This window comes from Paracoccus sp. NBH48 (assembly GCF_015390265.1).
Taxonomy (GTDB): Bacteria; Pseudomonadota; Alphaproteobacteria; order Rhodobacterales; family Rhodobacteraceae; genus Paracoccus; species Paracoccus marcusii.
On sequence record NZ_VUOJ01000004.1, the window covers coordinates 251,357 to 269,563 of the forward strand.

At 69.5% G+C, this 18,207-nt stretch carries 15 protein-coding genes, 1 tRNA gene and 5 pseudogenes; 13 read left to right on the forward strand and 8 right to left on the reverse strand.

The annotated features are described in order from the left end of the window. Positions 1–25: 25 nt before the first annotated feature. The 3 genes from F1642_RS08085 to leuB form a co-directional block, all read right to left on the reverse strand. A tRNA-Pro gene (locus F1642_RS08085) sits at positions 26–102 on the reverse strand. A gap of 49 nt (positions 103–151) precedes the next feature. Further along, positions 152–1,102, reverse strand: a complete 951-nt coding sequence (locus tag F1642_RS08090; protein WP_084693835.1) for a DMT family transporter — start codon at positions 1,100–1,102, stop codon at positions 152–154. Between the two features lie 6 nt (positions 1,103–1,108). Continuing rightward, a complete protein-coding gene (gene leuB / locus F1642_RS08095) occupies positions 1,109–2,230 on the reverse strand; it encodes a 3-isopropylmalate dehydrogenase (RefSeq protein WP_045981962.1) in 1,122 nt (373 codons plus the stop codon). 765 nt (positions 2,231–2,995) lie between these two features. Here leuB and F1642_RS08100 point away from each other — a divergent pair. The 7 genes and pseudogenes from F1642_RS08100 to F1642_RS08130 all read left to right on the forward strand — a co-directional run bounded on the left by F1642_RS08100 (position 2,996) and on the right by F1642_RS08130 (position 9,685). Further along, entirely contained in the window at positions 2,996–4,183 is a 1,188-nt protein-coding gene (locus tag F1642_RS08100; protein WP_194885963.1) for an MFS transporter, read from the forward strand. After that, positions 4,176–5,206 (forward strand): annotated as a pseudogene (locus F1642_RS08105) (glycosyltransferase family 4 protein). The gene F1642_RS08100 and the pseudogene F1642_RS08105 overlap by 8 nt, the downstream one beginning before the upstream one ends. Beyond that, positions 5,203–5,802: pseudogene (locus F1642_RS08110) on the forward strand (glycosyltransferase family 29 protein); the annotation flags it as partial. The pseudogenes F1642_RS08105 and F1642_RS08110, both read left to right, overlap by 4 nt. A 308-nt stretch (positions 5,803–6,110) precedes the next feature. Further along, entirely contained in the window at positions 6,111–7,442 is a 1,332-nt protein-coding gene (locus F1642_RS08115; RefSeq protein WP_194885965.1) for a M28 family peptidase, read from the forward strand. Continuing rightward, a complete protein-coding gene (locus tag F1642_RS08120) occupies positions 7,379–7,867 on the forward strand; it encodes an autotransporter outer membrane beta-barrel domain-containing protein (protein WP_194885966.1) in 489 nt (162 codons plus the stop codon). Before F1642_RS08115 ends, F1642_RS08120 begins: the two co-directional genes overlap by 64 nt. Before the next feature lie 189 nt (positions 7,868–8,056). Beyond that, positions 8,057–9,082: pseudogene (locus F1642_RS08125) on the forward strand (aspartate-semialdehyde dehydrogenase). Between the two features lie 3 nt (positions 9,083–9,085). Next, entirely contained in the window at positions 9,086–9,685 is a 600-nt protein-coding gene (locus F1642_RS08130) for a DedA family protein (protein WP_045981956.1), read from the forward strand. Positions 9,686–9,707: 22 nt separating this feature from the next. Here F1642_RS08130 and F1642_RS08135 read toward each other — a convergent pair whose 3' ends face one another. Beyond that, complete coding sequence (locus F1642_RS08135; RefSeq protein WP_046000489.1) at positions 9,708–10,355, reverse strand: carbonic anhydrase; 648 nt, start codon at positions 10,353–10,355, stop codon at positions 9,708–9,710. A 140-nt stretch (positions 10,356–10,495) separates the two neighbouring features. Between F1642_RS08135 and F1642_RS08140 the strand changes: the two genes are divergently transcribed. Genes F1642_RS08140 through F1642_RS08150 form a run of 3 tightly spaced genes read left to right on the forward strand, consistent with a single transcriptional unit; the run spans position 10,496 to position 13,125 of the window. Further along, positions 10,496–10,873 (forward strand): hypothetical protein, encoded by a 378-nt coding sequence (locus F1642_RS08140; RefSeq protein ID WP_045981954.1) that lies wholly within the window; start codon positions 10,496–10,498, stop codon positions 10,871–10,873. Positions 10,874–10,930: 57 nt separating this feature from the next. Next, positions 10,931–12,301 (forward strand): M17 family metallopeptidase, encoded by a 1,371-nt coding sequence (locus F1642_RS08145; protein ID WP_046000490.1) that lies wholly within the window; start codon positions 10,931–10,933, stop codon positions 12,299–12,301. Then, positions 12,301–13,125, forward strand: coding sequence for an NlpC/P60 family protein (locus tag F1642_RS08150; protein ID WP_194885967.1), 825 nt, complete (start codon positions 12,301–12,303; stop codon positions 13,123–13,125). Before F1642_RS08145 ends, F1642_RS08150 begins: the two co-directional genes overlap by 1 nt. Here F1642_RS08150 and truB read toward each other — a convergent pair. The 3 genes and pseudogenes from truB to rbfA form a co-directional block, all read right to left on the reverse strand. Continuing rightward, positions 13,115–14,008, reverse strand: coding sequence for a tRNA pseudouridine(55) synthase TruB (gene truB / locus F1642_RS08155; protein ID WP_194885968.1), 894 nt, complete (start codon positions 14,006–14,008; stop codon positions 13,115–13,117). The two genes, F1642_RS08150 and truB, sit on opposite strands and share 11 nt — an antisense overlap. Before the next feature lie 60 nt (positions 14,009–14,068). Further along, the gene (locus tag F1642_RS08160) at positions 14,069–14,818 is read right to left on the reverse strand and encodes a phosphodiester glycosidase family protein (RefSeq protein WP_045981950.1); all 750 of its coding nucleotides are present in this window, start codon (positions 14,816–14,818) and stop codon (positions 14,069–14,071) included. 69 nt (positions 14,819–14,887) lie between these two features. Then, positions 14,888–15,226: pseudogene (gene rbfA, locus F1642_RS08165) on the reverse strand (30S ribosome-binding factor RbfA); the annotation flags it as partial. Between the two features lie 72 nt (positions 15,227–15,298). On the opposite strand from rbfA, the pseudogene dapB reads away from it, so the two are divergent. Next, positions 15,299–16,140 (forward strand): annotated as a pseudogene (gene dapB / locus F1642_RS08170) (4-hydroxy-tetrahydrodipicolinate reductase). Here the strand turns inward: dapB and F1642_RS08175 are convergent. Then, positions 16,131–16,730 (reverse strand): SH3 domain-containing protein, encoded by a 600-nt coding sequence (locus F1642_RS08175; protein WP_046000494.1) that lies wholly within the window; start codon positions 16,728–16,730, stop codon positions 16,131–16,133. The pseudogene dapB and the gene F1642_RS08175 sit on opposite strands and share 10 nt — an antisense overlap. Before the next feature lie 202 nt (positions 16,731–16,932). Between F1642_RS08175 and tsaE the strand changes: the two genes are divergently transcribed. Continuing rightward, complete coding sequence (gene tsaE, locus F1642_RS16490) at positions 16,933–17,868, forward strand: tRNA (adenosine(37)-N6)-threonylcarbamoyltransferase complex ATPase subunit type 1 TsaE (protein WP_370582835.1); 936 nt, start codon at positions 16,933–16,935, stop codon at positions 17,866–17,868. Further along, positions 17,795–18,154, forward strand: coding sequence for a phosphotransferase (locus tag F1642_RS16495; protein ID WP_370582865.1), 360 nt, complete (start codon positions 17,795–17,797; stop codon positions 18,152–18,154). The genes tsaE and F1642_RS16495 overlap by 74 nt, the downstream gene beginning before the upstream one ends. The last annotated feature ends 53 nt before the right edge of the window (positions 18,155–18,207 follow it).

Below are 18,207 nucleotides of genomic sequence, written 5' to 3' on the forward strand. Positions count from 1 at the left end.
ATTCGCCACAGAACAATCGGGGAAATGGTCGGAGCGAGAGGATTCGAACCTCCGACCCCCTGCTCCCGAAGCAGGTGCGCTACCAGGCTGCGCTACGCTCCGACCGTAGGACGGGCAGGTAGCGCGACGATCCGGAGAATGCAAGCCCCCATCAGCGACGGGGCGCCCACAATCTTTGCAGGATCGTCGATTTCGGCGCCGTCACCGTCTCGGCGCGCAGGCGGGCGCTGGTGGCGGGGCGATTGGCGCTGACGCCGCGGCCTTCGCGCCAGACGATGTAGATGCCCGAGGCGATGATCACCCCCGCGCCCAGCAGGGTGGCGGGGTCGACGCCCTCTCCGAACAGGAACCAGCCATAGCCGGTCGCCCACAGGATCTGCGAATACTGCATGGGCGCTACGATCGCGGCCTCTCCGGTGCGATAGGCCATGATGACCAGGAACCCGCCCATCAGGCCCAGCCCGGCGATGATGCCGGTCATCGCCAGATGCACCAGCTCCATCGGCTGATAGCTGACCGACAGCGCCGCGCCGGTCGCGAAGAAGTTGCCCAGCATCGGCCACATCATCAGCACCATCGGGCGTTCGGCCCGGCCAAGGCGGCGGATGATCACCGCGGCCAACGCGCTGGCCGTGGCGCCGGCCATCGCGGCGATGTGGCCCAGCTGGATCTCCTGCCCGCCCGGGCGCAGCACGATCAGCACGCCGGTCAGGCCGACGATGACGGCGGCCCAGCGGTGCCAGCCGACCCTCTCGCCCAGAAGCGGGATCGACAGGATGGTGATCAGCAGGGGCGTCGTGAACAGGATCGCATAGACCTGCGTCAGCGGCAGGGTCGAGAAGGCGAAGAACCCCGCCATCCCCGCCACCACGGCGCACAACGTGCGCAGGATCACCCAGCCCGGATTGGCCGGGCGCAGCGTGCCGGGCTGGGGGTCGCGCATCAGCACGATGCTGACCAGCGGGAACGACAGCAGCGATGCGAAGAACAGGATCTGCATCGCCGGATAGATGGCACCCAGCGACTTGATCACCACGTCATGCGTGGCATAGAGGCCCATCGCCGCAAGCTGCAGCAATGCGCCCCTGACATTGGCGGTCAGAGCCAATCAGGCCTCCAGCGCGGCGACGATGGCATCGCCCATCTGCGCCGTGCTGATCGGGGTGCCGCCGTCGGGCCCCATCAGGTCGGCAGTGCGCAGGCCGTCGGCTAGCACACGCTCGACCGCGGCCTCCAACGCGTCGGCCGCGGCACCCTCGCCGAAGGAATAGCGCAGGGCCATGGCGAAGGAGAGGATGCAGGCGATCGGGTTGGCCTTGCCCTGCCCCGCGATGTCGGGTGCCGATCCGTGGACCGGTTCGTACAGCGCCTTGGGCCGGCCATTCGCCATTACCGCGCCCAGCGACGCGGACGGCAGCATGCCCAGCGAACCGGTCAGCATCGCCGCCGCGTCCGACAGCAGGTCGCCGAACAGGTTGTCGGTCACGATCACGTCGAACTGGCGCGGCGCGCGCACCAGCTGCATCGCGCCGTTGTCGGCATACATGTGCGACAGGGCCACGTCGGGGTATTCGTTGTCATGCACCCACTGGACCTCCTCGCGCCAAAGGATGCCCGATTCCATCACGTTGGCCTTTTCCATCGAACAGACCTTGTTGCCGCGTGCGCGGGCCAGTTCGAAGGCGGACCGGGCGACGCGGCGGATCTCTCCGCTGGTGTAACGCTGGGTGTTGATGCCGACGCGGCCACCCTCGTTGTCGGGATTGTTGTCGTCGGAATGGATGCCGCGGGGTTCGCCGAAATAGACGCCCGAGGTCAGCTCGCGCACGATCAGGATGTCCAGGCCGGCCACCACTTCGCGCTTCAGGCTGCTGAAGTCGGCCAGCGCGTCAAAGCACTGCGCCGGACGCAGGTTGGCGAACAGGTCCATCTCTTTGCGCAGGCGCAGCAGGCCGCGTTCGGGCTTCACACTGAAATCCAGGACGTCGTATTTCGGGCCGCCGACCGCACCCAGCAGGACCGCATCCACCGCCTGGGCCTTGGCCATCGTCGCATCCGCCAGGGGCACGCCATGCACGTCATAGGCCGCGCCGCCCACCAGGTCATGGGTCACGTCGAAGGCCATGCCGCGGTTCGCCTGGAACCAGTCGATGACCTTGACCACCTCGGCCATGACTTCGGGGCCGATCCCGTCGCCGGGCAGGATGAGAAGCGAATAGCGGTCGGACATGATCCCTCCTTCAGGTGCCAGCCGCGACAGCGCAGGCTGCGGCTTCGGGTTAGACGCCGCCCGCCCTAGGGTCAAGCGCGGCGGGGAACGGGCGCTCACGACAGTTTGCCTTGCGCCCGGGGGGCTGCTGGTCGACCCTGTCGCCCGACCAGCCCTGTGAATGAGGAATGCGATGACCCGCTGGACTGTCCTGATGATCGCCGCCGCGGCGGCGCTGACGCAACCCGCCCTGGCGCAGACCTCGGACGGGGTGCCGGGCGACCGGGTCGTGGTACCGCTGCCGGACGTGTCGGGGCTGTCCGACGACGAGGCGCAGGCACTGGCGCGCGACGTCGCGCAGATGACCGTGATCACCGCGGAATGCCCCGAACACGATGTCAGCGGTCCGGAATTTCAGCTGATGGCCGGCACCACGGATGCTCTGACCGAACGGCTGGGGCTGGACCCGGTCAGCTATGACCGCGACTATGTCCGCCCGGCCTTTGCCGTGGTCGAGGAGGCGGATGCATGCGACCGGCTTGGCCCGCAGGTTCCCGAACTGATCGCCCGGCTGGAGGGGATGGGCGGCAGCACCCCAGCCCGTGACGCCGGGCCTGGCCGAGGCCGCCGCCGCCAAGGCTGCCGCCGCGGGCACCAGCGACACGACCCCCGACGCGGAAGCCGCCCCTGCCGAATAACGCCCCGCCGCCCCCGGCGTGATTTGCACGTCTTGCAGCTTCCGCGTCCTTGGCCCAGCGTGGCGCCGGGGAACGGAGGAACGAATTCATGCTCAAGGCCGGATTGGTCAGCCTGGTGCTGGCCTATATGCTGTCGCAATTCTATCGGGCCTTTCTGGCCGTGCTGGCCCCGGTGCTGCAGGATCAGGTCGGCGCCGGCCCCGGCGATCTGGCCCTGTCATCGGGGCTGTGGTTCATCGCCTTCGCGCTGATGCAGCTGCCGGTGGGGGCGGCGCTGGACCGGTTCGGACCGCGCCGCACGGTGGCGTGGCTGATGGCGGTGGGCGGGGCCGGAGGCGCGGTGATCTTTGCGATGGCAGACGCGCCGTGGCACCTGCATCTGGCGATGACCGCATTGGGCATCGGTTGCTCTCCGGCGCTGATGGGGCCGTATTTCATCTTCGCGCGCGAATACCCGCCCGCGTCCTTCGGGATGCTGGCCGGGGTGCTGGTGGGGTTCGGATCGCTGGGCAACATCCTGGGTGCCTCGCCCCTGGTCTGGGTGATCGAGGCCGCGGGGTGGCGCCAGACCCTGTGGGGTCTTGCGGCCGTGACGCTGATGGTGGCCGCGCTGGTCCTGGCGGCGGTGCGCGACCCGGCGCGGCTGGGCGCGGGGCATCCGCAGGGCTCGATCGGTCAGATCCTGCGCCTGCGCGCGCTGTGGTTCATCGTGCCGCTGTTCGGCGTGAACTATGCGGTGACGGCGGCGATCCGCGGATTGTGGGCCGCCCCCTGGCTGGAGCAGGTGCATGGCGCCGACGCGACCCAGATCGGCCGCGTCACGCTGGCGATGGGCCTGGCCATGGTCGCGGGCAGCTTTGCCGTCGGACCCGCCGCCCGCTTGGCCGGCAGCGCGCGCCGTGCGACGATGCTGTTTTCCGCGGTGATGATCGTCACGCTGGCGGTGATGTGGCAGGCCCCCGCCCTGCCCCTGCCCGCGGTGACCGCGTTGCTGGTCGTGCTGGGGTTCTTCGGGTCGGCCTATCCTTTGCTGATGGCGCATGGACGATCGTTCCTCCCACCACATCTGGTGGGTCGCGGGATGACCTTCCTCAACATGATCTCCATCGGTGGGGTCGGGGTGATGCAGTTCGCGTCGCGCCCGGTCTATGCCGCGGCACAGGGTGCCTATGCGCCCGCGCAGGCCTTCGCTATGCTGTGGCTGTTCTTCCTGATCCCGCTGGCGATCGGGTTCCTGCTGTATTTCCTGACGCCCGAGGCCGCCGCCCATGACTGACCCGCTGATCGTCGCACCAAACCTGAAACGTCGCCTGTCCGGGGTGACGGCGACGGTGGTGCGACTGATCCCGGTCCAGGCGCGGATGATCGACATCCGCGCGACCGGCCCCGGCCTGCCCGCGGATGTCCCGCACATTCCCCTGATGCGCGCGGCCACCCTGCCCCGCGACCGATGGCGGGTCTGGCACGCACGCCGCAACACCGAGATGGCGCTGGGCCTGATCCTGCGGCGCCTGCTGCGGCGCCGGTACCGCCTGCTGTTCACGTCCGCCGCGCAGCGCAGGCACACCGGCTTTACCCGCTGGCTGATCCGGCAACAGGACGCGCTGATCGCGACCTCGCCCCAGGCGGCCAGCTATCTGGAACGCCCCGCGACCGTGATCCTGCACGGGGTCGACACGGACGTGTTCCACCCTGCCCCGGACCGTGCCGCTTTGCGCGCGCGGCTGGGCCTGGACCCGGACGCGGTGCTGATCGGCTGCTTCGGCCGCATCCGCGCGCAGAAGGGCGTCGATCTGCTGGTGCGGGCGGGGCTGGAACTGCTGCCCTCGCGTCCGCGGGTGCAGATCATCTTCACCGGCCGCATCACCCCGGACAACCGCGCTTTTTGCCGATGACCTGCAGGCGCGCATCAAGGCGGCCGGGCTGGACGGTCGCATCCGCTTCCTGGGCGAACTGCCGTGGGACCAGGTGATCGCGCATTACCAGGCACTGGACCTCTTTGCCGCCCCTGCCCGCTGGGAGGGCTTCGGCCTGACGCCGCTGGAGGCCGCCGCCTGCGCCGTCCCCACCGTCGCCGCCCGCGTCGGCGCCTACGAGGCGCTGATCCGCGACGGCCAGACCGGCAGCCTGGTCCCCGAAAGACGACGCCCCCGCCCTGACCGCCGCGCTGGCCCGCTGGCTGGACGACGACGCAGGCCGCGCCGCGGCGGGTCAGGCCGCCCGCGCCCATGTCAGCGCGAACCACGCCATCGAGGGCGAGGCGCGGGCCATCGTCGACGTCTATCGGTCGCTGCTGTGAACCGGTTGGCCTTTGCCACGGCGCGCCTGATGCGCCGCGACGCGCCCCTGGCCGCGCTGTCGGTCCCGCAATCCGCGCTGCTGGCCGACCTGTCGGGCCGCCATGTCGCGCTGATCGGCAATGCCCGCGCGCTGGCCGATCAGGCACACGGGGCACGGATCGATGCGGCCGACAGGGTCATCCGCATCAACCGCGCGCCGATGCCCAGCCCTGCCAGCCACGGCACGCGCACCGACTGGCTGGGATTGGCCACGCGCCTGCTGGACACGGACCGTGCGCGCCTGAACCCCGGCCGCATCCTGTGGATGTCGCCCAAACGCAAGCGGCTGGACTGGGACAGCGCGTCCAGCCCCGGCTTCTACCTGCACCCCCTGGCGGATATCGACATGCTGGCCGGGCGGCTGGGCGCGCCGCCCACGACGGGCGCGATGCTGATCGATCTGTGCCTGCGCAGCGATCTGGAATCGCTGACGCTCTATGGTTTCGACTTCTTCGCCAGCCTGTCGCTGTCGGGACGGCGCAATGCCGCGCAGGTGCCGCATGATTTCGCGGCCGAGGGCGCCTGGGTCGCCGATCTGTTGCGCCAAGACCACCGTCCTGACGCTGATCCGCTGAGGCGGCCCTTGCACGTGCTGCGCGCTGTGCAATCCTGTGCGCTTCCCCCGCGCGGGGGACACCAAAAGCAGGCAGGGAAACTCCATGAGAACCATCAAGGCCGCCTTGGCCTCCACGGCGCTGATCTGCGCCACCCCGGCATTGGCGCAGGATTTCGGCGCCTATGGCTATGATACGATGCGCGACTTGGCGCTGAATTATCCGGGCCGCTTCACGGGTGCGCCGGACAGCGGTACGACCTTCTTCAACGCGGCCCAGTACATGCGCGACCGCCTGTCCTTCGGCGGCAATGCGGTCGTGCGTCAGGACTTCACCGCCACCAGCCGGTCTGGCGCCACGCTGGGGCCGTCGCAAAACCTGGTCGTGTCGATGCCCGGCGCCAGCGACCGCTTCATCGTGGTGGGGGGCGCATTTCGACAGCGCCGGAACATCGCCCGACCTGCAAGGGGTCGACGACAATGCCTCGGGCGCGGGGGTGCTGACCGAACTGGCGGCGCACATGACCGGGCTGTCCACCGATGTCGGCCTGGAGTTCGTGGCCTTCGGCGCCGAGGAGGTCGGCTTGCAGGGGGCGGCCCATTACGTCGACACCCTTGGCGGTCGCCGCGACGACATGGCCGGGATGATCAACATCGACAGCCTGATCACAGGCGACTTCATGTATGCCCATGCCGGGACCGAATATCTGGAGAACCCGGCGCTGCTGTCGCTGTGGACCCGCGCGCACGCCATCGCGGACGAACTGGGCATCGACTTGCGCAGCAACCCCGGACGGAACCCTGACTATCCGATCAACACCGGCTGTTGTTCCGACGCCGCCGTGTTCGAAGGCTACGGCATCCCGATCCTTTGGCTGGAGGCGACGAACTGGGATCTGGGGGCCCTGGACGGCTATACCCAGACCGACAATCCGCTGATCCCCGGCGGTTCGACCTGGCATGACCCGACCGAGGACAACTGGGCGTTCCTGCTGGCGGCCTTGGGCCCTGAACGGTTCGAACAGCGCATGCGCGACTATGCCCGCATCCTGACCCGCCTGCTGGTCGAGGAGACGGGCGCCGACCTGGTGGCGTCGTCCCAGGACGCGGCGCTGTCGGCGGCGCAAATCGCCGACCTAGCCACGCGTCAGCAGGCCGACCTGGCGGCGCTGTCGCTGCGCGCGACGCGTGACCGCCTGGGCGCGGATGCGCCCTTTGGCCAGATCACGCCCTCGATCGCGGTGCAGGGCCTGGCCACGCCGGACAGCAGCGCGACCTTTGGGCGCGACGGCGGGGCTGCGCTGATGGCGCGGGCGGGCGCGTCGTACCAGGTGGCCCCCGGCCTGTCTTTGGGCGGCCAGCTGGCCTATGCACGCACCGGCGACGACCTGCGCAGCGGCGACGACCTGGAATCGACCGCCTATCAGCTGTCGCTGGACGCGGCCTATGCGATGAACGACGACTGGGTGATCGGCGCGGTCAGCTGGGGCAAGTCGGACCTTGAGGGCACGCGCGACTTCGTGCTGCGCTCGGGCCTGGGCGCGACCATAGTCGAACGGGATTTCGACTGGTCGACCCAATGCCTATACCCTGGGGCGCGCGAGTCCAGGCCGGGCGCGACTATGCGCTGGCATCGGGCGTGACCTATGGTCCGGTCGTGGGGCTGGATTACAGCCGCACCCGGATCGGCGGGTTTTCGGAAGGGTCGGGCGACCGCCGCGCGGTCACCTATGCCGGCCAGGCCATCGAAAGCCTGGAGGTCCAGCTGGGCGGTCGCGTCGGCACCGATCTGGCCGTGGCCGGGCGCGACGTGACGCTGTCGGCGCAAGGCACGCTGGTCCACGATCTGGCCGAAGGGGCGCCCTCGCGCATCCGCGTGACCGACAGCACCGGCAACGACCGCCGCGTGACGCTGGATGGACAGGACCGCAACTTTGCCCGCATCGGCCTGTCGGCCCAGACGGCCCTGTCCGACCAGGCCGATGCCTGGGTGACGCTGGACAGCCGCATCGGCCATGACGCCGGATCGCAGGCGACCGTCGGCGCGGGCCTGGGCCTGCGGTTCTGAAAAACGCTTGTGCGCGTCCGGTCAGCCGGGCGCGCACAAGCCGTCCCTGCGGCGTTTCGCGGCAGTCGCCGGGGCCGCCCGACCTGTTGCCGGAACCCCGCGACCGGGTGTGGGCCTGCAACGCGCGCTGGCGTTGCGCGGCCGTTTGCGGTAAATGCCCCCGACCGCAGAAAAAGGAGCTCCCCCGAAATGGGTTACAAAGTCGTCGTCGCCGGCGCCACGGGCAATGTGGGCCGCGAAATGCTGAACATCCTGGACGAACGCCAGTTCCCCGTGGACGAGATCGCCGTGCTGGCGTCCCGCCGCAGCCAGGGCACCGAGGTCAGCTTTGGCGACAAGACTTTGAAGATCAAGGACATCGAGCAGTTCGACTGGACCGGCTGGGACATCGCGCTGTTTGCCATCGGATCGGATGCGACCAAGATCCACGCCCCCAAGGCCGCGGCCGCGGGCTGCGTGGTGATCGACAACTCCTCGCTCTATCGCTACGACGCCGACGTGGCCGCTGATCGTGCCCGAGGTGAACCCCGACGCGATCCAGGGCTATGCGAAAAAGAACATCATCGCGAACCCCAACTGCTCGACCGCGCAGATGGTCGTCGCGCTCAAGCCCCTGCATGACCGCGCCCGCATCAAGCGCGTCGTCGTCTCGACCTACCAGTCGGTCAGCGGCGCGGGCAAGGAGGGCATGGACGAGCTGTGGGACCAGACCAAGGGCATGTACGTGCCGGGTCAGGAAAAGGAACCCAAGAAGTTCCAGAAGCAGATCGCCTTCAACGTGATCCCGCAGATCGACGTCTTCATGGAAGACGGCGCGACCAAGGAAGAATGGAAGATGGTCGCCGAGACCAAGAAGATCATGGACAAGTCGATCAAGGTCACCGCGACCTGCGTCCGCGTCCCCGTCTTCGTCGGCCATTCGGAATCGATCAACATCGAGTTCGAGGATTTCCTGGATGAGGACGAGGCCCCGCGACATTCTGCGCGAGGCGCCCGGCGTCATGGTGATCGACAAGCGCGAGCCCGGCGGCTACATCACCCCCGTCCGAATGCGTGGGGGAATACGCCACCTATGTCAGCCGCATCCGCCAGGACGGCACGGTCGAGAACGGCCTGAACCTGTGGTGCGTCAGCGACAACCTGCGCAAGGGTGCGGCGCTGAACGCGGTGCAGATCGCCGAACTGCTGGGCAACCGCATCCTGAAGAAGGGCTGATCCTTGTTCGAATGGATCACCGGCCTGCTGGAAAGCGGGGGGGCCTGGGCGATCTTTGCCCTGATGCTGCTGGAAAACATCTTTCCGCCGATCCCGTCGGAACTGATCATGCCGCTGGCGGGGTTCAACGCCGCCCGCGGCGGCACGCCCCTGTGGCTGGCGATCCTGGCGGGCGGGGTCGGATCGACCCTGGGCGCGTGGTTCTGGTACGTGATCGGGGTGGCCTACGGCCCGGCGCGGATGCGCCGCGTCGTGGTCCGCTATGGCCGCTGGCTGACGCTGACGCCCAACGAGCTGACCTCGGCCGAGGGCTGGTTCGCCCGGCATGGCGGGGCTGCGGTCTTCTTCGGCCGCTTCCTGCCCACGATCCGCACGCTGATCTCGGTCCCCGCGGGGCTGGCGCAGATGCCGGTGGGGCGGTTCCTGCTGTTCACCGCCATCGGCAGCTTCATCTGGACGGGCGGGCTGGCCATCGCCGGCTATGTCCTTGAAAACGGCTATGAGGCCGTTAGCCACCTGATCGATCCGCTGTCCACGGCGATCGTTCTGGGCTTTGTCGCGCTGTATGTCTGGCGGGTCATCCGCTGGCGGCCCGACGCCTGAAGACGCGCCGGGCGGGCGGGTGTCAGATCGACACCCACCGCCTGCCGCCGTCATCGGCCTGCAAAAGCGTGCCTTCGCTGATGTCGTGCAGCAGACCGTGCAGCGACATTTCCCCGGACTCGACCGCCGCGCGGACGAAGGGGAAGGTCATCAGGTTCTCCAGCGACACCAGCACGGCCTCGCGCTCCAGCGCGTTGACCTGTTCGGCCTCGGGCAGGTCCTTCACGCGGTCATAGCCGGGGCGCAGGATGTCCATCCAGCGACCGACGAAGCTGGTCTTCTCCTCCAGCTCGGGCGCGGCGCCCGAACACATCGCGTGGCATCCCTTGACGCCGCCGCAATTGGTGTGGCCCACCACGATCAGATGCGCGACCTTCAGCGCCGTGACGGCGTATTCGACCGCCGCCGAGGTGCCGTGCTGCAACCCGTCGGGCGCATAGGCCGGCACCAGGTTGGCGATGTTGCGGTGAATGAAGAACTCGCCCGAATCGGCGCCGAAGATGCTGGTCACGTGCACGCGGCTGTCGCAGCAGGAGATGACCATCGCGCGCGGGCGCTGTCCTTCGGTCGCCAGCCGGCGGAACCAGGCCGCGTTCTCGGCATAGGACGTCGCCTTCCAGCCGTGGAAACGCTTGACCAGATATTGCGGCAACGGAGACAGGTCGTTCATCTGGCACCTCGCTTTCTGACAGGGGTGATAGGCCGGGATTGAGACAAATTCGAGCCTTTTCTTGATCCCGCCTCAAGGCTTTCTTCACCGCTTGCCCCGCATGGTCGGCGCGTGCGGGGACAGATCCCCTGGAGGTGCGGATGGCACAAATTTCGGCTTTGGCCATATCAGAGGCGGTCCGCGTGGACAGCCGCCGCGTCGCGGAAATCGTGGCCGAGCTGGGCGAGACATCGGCCCAGCATGTCATCGGCCTGGCGCTGGAACAGCTGGCGGCGGCGCTGACGGCGGTGGACGGTGCGCTGGACGACGCGGACCTGGCACAGGCGGCGGCGCATGCCGAACGCATGTCGCGCCTGGCCTGGCAGATCGGCCTGCTGTCGCTGGCCGGCGTCGCGATGGACCTGGGCAGCACCGCCGAACGCGGCGACGTGCCGGCGCTGGCCGCGATCCGCGCGCGCCTGCTGCGGGTGGGCAACCGGTCGCTGACGGCGATCTGGGACCGGACGGCCCTGGCCTGAGGTTGCAGTCGGGGCGCGGTGCTGTAGGCTGTGCGCCGAACTGCCAAGGACCTGCCCATGACCCCCGAATTCGCGCCCGCCTCTGATGCCACCCTGCCGCTGTGGCTGGTCTGGACCGGCGACCCCCTGCCCCAGGACGCGGGCGACTGGCCCCAGGCCTGCGGTTTCGCGGCCAAGGCGGGACAGCTGTGCCTGCTGCCCGATGCGTCGGGTGGGCTGCGCGGCGCGATCATGGGCCTGGGCGAGCGGGCGCAGGCCGGCCGCGACCGGTTCCATCTGGCCCGCGCCCATGCCCTGCCCAAGGGCGACTGGCATCTGGCCGGCATCCCGCAGGGTCTTGACCCCGATCAGCTGGCGCTTGGCTGGCTGCTGGGCCAGTACCGGTTCACCCGCTACAAGGGCGCGCCGGTCCAGGGGCCGCGGCTGGTCTGCCCGGAAGGCGTGGACGCCGACCGCCTGCTGGCCATCGCCGCGGGCGAATTCCTGACCCGCGACCTGATCAACACCCCTGCCAGCGATCTGGGCCCCGACAAGCTGGAGGCCGCCGCGCGCGGTCTTGCCAACGATCTGGGCGCGCGTGTTGAGGTGATCTGCGGCGGCCAGCTGCTGAAGCAGAACTTTCCCCTGATCCACGCGGTCGGCCGCGCCGCCGCCTGCGAGCCGCGGCTGATCGACATCCGCCTTGGCGATGCGGGGCCGATGCTGACCATCGTCGGCAAGGGCGTGTGCTTTGACACCGGCGGGCTGAACCTGAAACCCGGCGCCTCGATGGGGCTGATGAAGAAGGACATGGGCGGGGCCGCGACCGCGCTTGGCCTGCTCAAGATGCTGGCGCGCAGCGGCGCGGCATCGGTCCTGCGCCTGCGGGTGCTGATCCCGGCGGTCGAGAACAGCGTCGCGGGCAACGCCTTCCGCCCCGGCGACGTGCTGGCCAGCCGCAAGGGCCTGTCGGTCGAGGTGAACAACACCGACGCCGAGGGTCGCCTGGTGCTGGCTGACGCCCTGACCTATGCGGCCGAGGAAAGCCCCGACCTGATGATCTCTCTGGCGACGCTGACGGGGGCGGCGCGGGTGGCGCTTGGTCCCGACCTGCCGCCGCTTTACTGCGACGACGACGCGACCGCGACCGCGATCCAGGCCGCCGGGATGCAGGTCGGCGACCCGGTCTGGCGGATGCCCTTCTGGGACGCGTATGAATCGCTGATCGAACCCGGCATCGCCGATCTGGACAACGCCCCCGCAGGCGGGATGGCCGGGTCGATCACCGCCGCCCTGTTCCTGCGCCGCTTTGCCGAGGGCGCGGGACGCTATGCGCATTTCGACATCTATGGCTGGCAGCCCACCGCCGCGCCGGGCCGCCCCAAGGGCGGCGTCGGACAGGGCGCGCGCGCGATCCTTGCCGCGCTGCCGCAGATTTTGGCGCGCTGATGGACCGCCGTCTGACGCCCGCCACCGACCGCGTGGCCCTGGACAGCCTGCGCGGCGTCCTGGACCGGCCGTCCTTCGTGCCGGGACAGCCCGCACGGGTGATCATTCCGGTGGTCGACCTGCTGGATGCCCCCGAAGGCCGCCGCGACCGGCAGCTGAACTTCGGGGCCGACGTGACGGTGATCGACCGCGAGGCGGGGATGAGCTTTGTGCGCGCGGCGCTGGACGGCTATTGCGGCTGGATCGCCGACACCGCGCTGAGCGGCAGCCTGCCGCCCATCACCCACCGCGTCACCGCGCCGGCCACCCATGTCTATCTGGAACCCGACATGAAGCGGCCCGAGCGATTTTCGCTGTCTCTGGGCGCGCGGGTGTCGGTCACCCAGGTCCAGGGCCGCTTTGCCACGCTGGCGACCGGCGGCCATGTCCCGGTCCAGCATCTGGCCGACGGCCCGGCCGACGACCCGGTTCCGGTCGCGGAAAGCCTGCTGGGCACACCCTATCTGTGGGGGGGAAACAGCCGGGCGGGGATCGATTGTTCTGGGCTGGTGCAGGCCGCGCTGACCGCCTGCGACATCGCCTGCCCCGGCGACAGCGACCTGCAGCGCGCGACATTCGCGCCAACCGACACGATCGCGCGGGGCGATCTGCTGTTCTGGCCGGGCCACGTGGCGATGGCCGTGTCCGGGGATCTGATGATCCACGCCACCGCCTGGACCATGTGCGTCACGTTCGAGCCGATCCACGACGCCATCACCCGCATCGACGCGGCGGGCGAGGGGCCCTTTCTGGGCGCCCACCGCCCCGGTGGCATCACAGGTTGAACACCCGGTCGGGTTGGACCATGCCGCCCTGATAACGACCGATGCAGACCGGCCCCCTAGCGTCCTGGACCCAGACCAGCTCGCCCCATTCGGCGCCGCCGGTCACCTCTCCGGGATTGCCGTTGCGGATGCGGATGCCGCCTTCGGTCGTGGCGCGCAGCATGGGCAGGTCGGCCAGGCCCGTCTCCAACGGCAGGATCTGCGTCTCCAGCCAATCCTGCGCATCACGGTCGACGCGGTCGAAGGCCACCCCGGCGCTGGCCTCGAAGGGGCCGGACCAGGTGCGGCGCAGATGCGCGACATGGCCTAGACAGCCCAAGGCCCGGCCCAGGTCGCGCGCGATCGAGCGGACATAGCCGCCCTTGCCGCAGACCATCTCCAGGCGGGCGGTATCGGCCTGGGCCTCCAGCAGGGTCAGGCTGTCGACCCACAGCGGGCGCGCGGCCAGCTCCATCTCGACCCCCTCGCGGGCCAGGTCATAAGCCCGCTCGCCCTCGACCATGACGGCGGAAAAGGCGGGCGGGACCTGCATGATGTCACCGGTAAAGCCCGCCAGCGCCGCCTCGACCTGCGCTGCGGTGGGGCGGTCGTCGCTGGTGCGGACCACGCTGCCGGACGCGTCGTCGGTGGTCGTCTCGGACCCCCAGTTCACCACGAAGTCATAGCATTTCAGCGCGTCAGTGACGATCGGCACGGTCTTGGTGGCCTCGCCCAGGGCGACGGCCAGGACGCCGGTCGCGTCGGGGTCCAGCGTGCCGGCATGACCGGCCTTCTTGGCGTCCAGTGCCCAACGCACCTTGGCCACGACCGCGGTCGAATTGACGCCCGCGGGCTTGTCCACGATCAGCCAGCCGTTGATGTCCCGGCCCTTCTTGCGCGCCATGATCACTCCTGAAAAAACAAGGGCCGGGGGATAGACCCGCGGCGGGCAGGGGTCAACCGGTCACTCGACCAGGCCGATAATCGGCCCCATGCTGCGCCCGAAATCGGCCCTGTTCACCGACGGCGCATAGAGCCGCGAGATCGAGCCGTCGAAATACAGCGCATCGCGGACGCCCAGCCCGTCGCGGAAGAACCGCCCGAATTCGTGGAACGTCACCGGCCTGTTCGAGATCGCGAACCACGCGGTCTGCCCGTCGGGCGACACGCCGACCCCGTTGCGGATATAGCGGCTGTCGCTGTCGGCCAGGAACCGCGGATGCAGATCGCCGTCGATGACCAGCATCGGCCCGGACTGGCTGGCCAGTCGGCAATCGGGGCGCGTCTCAGCAAAGCTGACGCTTTCGATGACCTGAAAGGGCTGCGCGCCGCCGGTGCAGAAGACGCCGTTGGGCAGCATCCCGAAATTGTCGCGGCTGGCGCCGGTGACGATGGGCGACAGTTCAACCCCGTCGACGACCAGCAGACCCACCGGACGGTAATCGGCATGGAACATGCCCGCATTCATGGCAAACGACAGCGTCTGACCCGCGTCCAGCGTGCGGCGGACATTGGCGAAATTGCGCAAGGGCGCGCCGTCGGGGCCGTCTTGGAACAGCCGCAGGGCGGGTTCCTGCGCGGCCTCGACCTGGCACAGCACATAGCCCTGGCCATCATGGTCCACGCGTTCGCATTGCGCGGCCCCCGACGGCAGCGCCATCGCGACCAGCATTCCGACCGCCACTGCCGCCAGACGCGGCAGATCAGGCGTCATCGTCGTCCCGGTCCGGGCGGCGACGTCGCGGCGCACGCGCTCGTCCTCGAACAGGCGGCGGGTGTCGTCCATGCGGTCGAAGGTCTCGTCCAGCTGGAACCGCAGCTCGGGCGCGAATTTCAGCGTCATGGCCTTGGCGACCAGATGGCGCAGTTCCGGCGTGTTGCGGCGCAGCGCGGCCAGCGCCTCGGGCGCGTCGCGGCCTCCCAGCGGCAGCACATAGGCCGTCGCCACCTTGAGGTCGGTCGACATCGACACCTCGGCCACGGTGATGGAATGACGGTTCAGGTCGGGGTCGTGCACGTCCGCGCGCGCAAGCACGTCGGCGAGGGTGCGACGGATCAGTTCGCCCACGCGCAGCTGGCGCTGCTTGGGGCCCTGACCTTGGGAATTGCGGTTCTGTGCCATGCGTCCCGATGTAGGGGGTCGCGGCGTGGGCCGCAACCTTGTATCACGCCCCAAAGCCAACAGGGGTGGACCATGAGCGATTTGCAGAACACCGATCAGCCGCAGCGGCCGGGCGTCGTGGTGACCGGGGCATCGGGCCGGATGGGCCGGATGCTGATCCGCCTGATCCTGGACAGCGACCACCTGCGGCTGGTCGGCGCGCTGGACCGCGCGGGCCACGACTGGATCGGGCAGGACATCGGCACCGCGATGGGGGGCGCGCCGGCCGGCGTCACGGTCAGCGACGACGCGGGTGACGGCCATCGCCCAGGCGCAGGCGGTGATCGACTTCACCAGCCCCGATGCCACGGTGGCATTCGCGGAACTGACCGCCCAGGCGCGCGCCGTCCACGTCGTCGGCACCACCGGGCTGGAGCAGCGGCACCTGGACGCGCTGGCGGCCGCCGCCCGCCACGCGCCGATCATCCGTGCCGGCAACATGAGCCTGGGCGTGAACCTGCTGGTCGGGCTGACCCGCAAGGTCGCGGCCGCCTTGGGCACCGACTGGGACATCGAGGTGGTCGAAAGCCATCACCGCCACAAGGTCGACGCCCCGTCGGGCACCGCCCTGATGCTGGGAGAAGCCGCGGCCCAGGGACGCGGCGCCGCGCTGGACGACCTGCGCGTGCCCGCCCGCGACGGCATCACCGGGGCCCGGCCTGCGGGCAGCATCGGTTTTCGCGGCCATCCGCGGCGGCGACGTGGTGGGCGAACATGACGTGATCTTTGCCGCCGACGGTGAACGGATCGTCCTTCGCCATCTGGCCACCGACCGCGCGATCTTTGCCCGGGGCGCAATCCGCGCGGCGGTCTGGGGTCAGGACAAGGGGCCGGGTCAGTACGACATGATGGACGTGCTGGGCCTTCAGGGCTGAATCGAGCAGCACCCCGACAGCATCCGCGGCGTATCGCCGTGGATCACCACATGCGCGCGCATTCCGAACAGGCGGTCGGACATGCCGTCGGAACACAGCTGCGGGATGGCGGTCAGGGTCAGCCCATCGGCCACCACCGCGCGGGTCGGGTCGCGGAAGATGCCGGTGGACAGGACCGCCCGGACGGGGCGCGTGTCTTCTGGCATGTCGGGACCGCCCAGCACCACGCTGTCACCCTGCGGGATGAAGGCCCAGAACGGCTCGGTGCCAAAGCACTGGAACGCCGCGGGCAGGGCGCCGTCCTGCCAGACGTCGACGCGGTAATCCAGATAGCGGTCGGACACCCAGCCCGACCCCTCTCCGGTGTTGACGCGCGACCAGCCGGCGCGCTGCTCGACCACCTCGACGTGGGTCGCGTCAAAGGCCAGCGTGCCGATGATCGGCGCGGAGGCATCCGGCTCGGCCCGGATGTTCAGCACGTCGTCGGCCGCGACCCGCGCCACGTCGAACAGGGTGGGCAGGATGTATTCCTGGGTGGCCAGTGCCGGCCCCGACAGGGCCAGCGTCAGGACAAGGGCGGTGCGCAGCATGGGGCCTCCGGTCGGTTTCGCCGCCAGCCTAGCGCATTCGCGCGCGCCGTCCATCCACGCCCTGTTTCCCCCGCCCGCGCGACAGGCTAGAACCGGGGCATGAACACGCGCCTGATCGCCACCGAGACCCTGACCGCAGCCCTGGCCCGGATGCTGGCCGCCCAGATCGCGCCCCCCGGCGACGATCCTGCTGGACGGTCCGGTGGGCGCGGGCAAGACGCATTTCGCCCGCGCCTTCATCCGCGCCCGCCAGGGCGATGCGGCCGAGGACGTGCCCAGCCCCACCTTCACACTGGTCCAGACCTATGACGACCCGATGGGCACGCAGATCTGGCATGCCGACCTGTACCGCCTGACCGACCCGTCCGAGTTGACCGAACTGGGCCTGGACGAAGCGATGGAGGACGCGATCTGCCTGATCGAATGGCCCGACCGGCTGGAGCGCGTCCCGCCCGGCGCCATCATCATCGCGATCGGCGGAGACCCGGACCCTGACCTGCGCCGCATCGACATGGCGTTCCCCGGCGCGGACCGGTTGACGGCGCGGGCGACATTCGTCGTCGCGGCGGGGCATGGCGACGCGCGGGTGCTGCCCCTGGCGGGCGATGCCTCGGCCAGGCGGTATTTCCGGCTGCCGGGGGTGGGCGTGCTGATGGACGACCCGTCGGGGTCCGTGGGGCCGTTCCTGACGATGACCGACTGGCTGCGCGGCCGCGGGTTCGGCGCGCCCAGGGTTCTGGCGCAGGACGCCGATCAGGGGTTCCTGCTGCTGGAGGATCTGGGCGACGATCTGGTGGCCCGCGTGCTGGCCGACAGGCCCGATCTGGGTCCGCAGATCCACGACCGCATCACCGACCTGCTGGTCGACCTGCACCGTCAGCCGGTCCCCGCTTTCGTGGCGCCGCTGGACGGGCCGGCGATGGGCGATCTGGCGGCGCTGTTCGTCGATTATTATCCGGGGGCCGACCTGCCGGACCTGGCCACGCTGATCACCGATCTGCACGACCGCCTGTGCGGCGATCTGCCCCCCCGCCATCAGCCTGCGCGATTTCCATGCCGAGAACCTGGTCTGGCGCGGCGACGCGCCCCTGGGTCTGCTGGACTATCAGGACGCGGTGGCCGCGCACCCGGCCTATGACCTGGTATCCGCCCTGCAGGACGCGCGCCGCGACGTGGACCCGGCCACGGAACAGGCACAGATCACCCGCTATCTGGCCGCGACCGGCCTGGCCGAGGCCCCCGTTTCGCGCGGCCTATGCCCTGATCGGTGCACAGCGGGCGCTGCGCATCCTGGGTGTCTTTGCCCGGCTGGCGATCCGGGACGGCAAGCCGCGTTATCTGGCCTTCATGCCGCGGGTCTGGGCGCATCTGCAGCGCGACCTGGCGCATCCGGCGCTGGCGCCTCTGCGGGCCATGTTGGCTAATGTGCCCGCCCCAGACGCCGCCCTGCGCGAAAGGATCGCCCGATGCCGTCCCT

Coding starts and splice junctions, on each gene's coding strand:
- leuB (WP_045981962.1), bottom strand. CDS start 2,230: ATGTCCGACCGCTATTCGCTTCTCATCCTGCCCGGCGACGGGATCGGC.
- F1642_RS08100 (WP_194885963.1), top strand. CDS start 2,996: ATGCTCAAGGCCGGATTGGTCAGCCTGGTGCTGGCCTATATGCTGTCG.
- F1642_RS08115 (WP_194885965.1), top strand. CDS start 6,111: ATGCGGTCGTGCGTCAGGACTTCACCGCCACCAGCCGGTCTGGCGCCA.
- F1642_RS08120 (WP_194885966.1), top strand. CDS start 7,379: ATGCCTATACCCTGGGGCGCGCGAGTCCAGGCCGGGCGCGACTATGCG.
- F1642_RS08135 (WP_046000489.1), bottom strand. CDS start 10,355: ATGAACGACCTGTCTCCGTTGCCGCAATATCTGGTCAAGCGTTTCCAC.
- F1642_RS08140 (WP_045981954.1), top strand. CDS start 10,496: ATGGCACAAATTTCGGCTTTGGCCATATCAGAGGCGGTCCGCGTGGAC.
- F1642_RS08145 (WP_046000490.1), top strand. CDS start 10,931: ATGACCCCCGAATTCGCGCCCGCCTCTGATGCCACCCTGCCGCTGTGG.
- F1642_RS08150 (WP_194885967.1), top strand. CDS start 12,301: ATGGACCGCCGTCTGACGCCCGCCACCGACCGCGTGGCCCTGGACAGC.
- truB (WP_194885968.1), bottom strand. CDS start 14,008: ATGGCGCGCAAGAAGGGCCGGGACATCAACGGCTGGCTGATCGTGGAC.
- F1642_RS08160 (WP_045981950.1), bottom strand. CDS start 14,818: ATGACGCCTGATCTGCCGCGTCTGGCGGCAGTGGCGGTCGGAATGCTG.
- F1642_RS08175 (WP_046000494.1), bottom strand. CDS start 16,730: ATGCTGCGCACCGCCCTTGTCCTGACGCTGGCCCTGTCGGGGCCGGCA.